The organism is Bacteroides sp. LFL-34 (assembly GCF_027257075.1).
GTDB lineage: Bacteria > Bacteroidota > Bacteroidia > Bacteroidales > Bacteroidaceae > Bacteroides > Bacteroides ovatus.
Genome location: NZ_JAPQKZ010000169.1, coordinates 1 through 555, shown reverse-complemented (window position 1 = coordinate 555; position 555 = coordinate 1). Strand labels below are relative to the sequence as shown.

At 41.6% G+C, this 555-nt stretch carries 1 protein-coding gene and 1 pseudogene; both read left to right on the top strand.

The window, feature by feature from the left end:
• A partial coding sequence (locus tag N5O98_RS27420; protein ID WP_269496315.1) for a hypothetical protein occupies positions 1-206 on the top strand: 206 nt, incomplete at its 5' end.
• Positions 203-555 (top strand): annotated as a pseudogene (locus N5O98_RS27415) (DUF3575 domain-containing protein); the annotation flags it as partial. The gene N5O98_RS27420 and the pseudogene N5O98_RS27415, both read left to right, overlap by 4 nt.

The following is a 555-nucleotide window of genomic DNA, read 5'->3' as shown; positions in this document are numbered from 1 at the left end:
AAAGGTCTCAGAAGCTCATTTTCAAAAAGTGCTCAAGCGACAAAAAAGTGCTAATTCGACAAAAAAAGTGCTCAAACGACAATTTGAAAAGTGCTCAAACGACAATTTTTATAAAACGCAGTATTTCAACAGAAAAAGTTTTTGTAATATTTTTGGCATTTATTACCTTTGGAGAAGACAAAGATAATAAATTCAAGTTTATATGAGCAGAAAAATCACTTTTCTTACCCTGTTTCTGTGGCTGATGACGGTAACTTTTCCTGTCATTGCGCAGCAGAAAGCAGACACGACCTACACCTTCCGGTTCGTTCCGCAGAAGGACATGTTCTACGTGCCTTGGAATGGCAATGACACGGAACTTGCCCGTCTGTTGGAATGTATCGAAAACAACAAAACCACAATTCTTGACGGCAAGCTGCCGCTATTGGTTGACGGCTACTGTAATTCACTGGGCAGTGAAGCCGAGAACCTTGCCACGGCGAAGATCCGTGCCAACCGTGTGAAATCCGAACTGATTATCCGTGCGGAAATAAAAGAGGAGAATTTCATTACCCG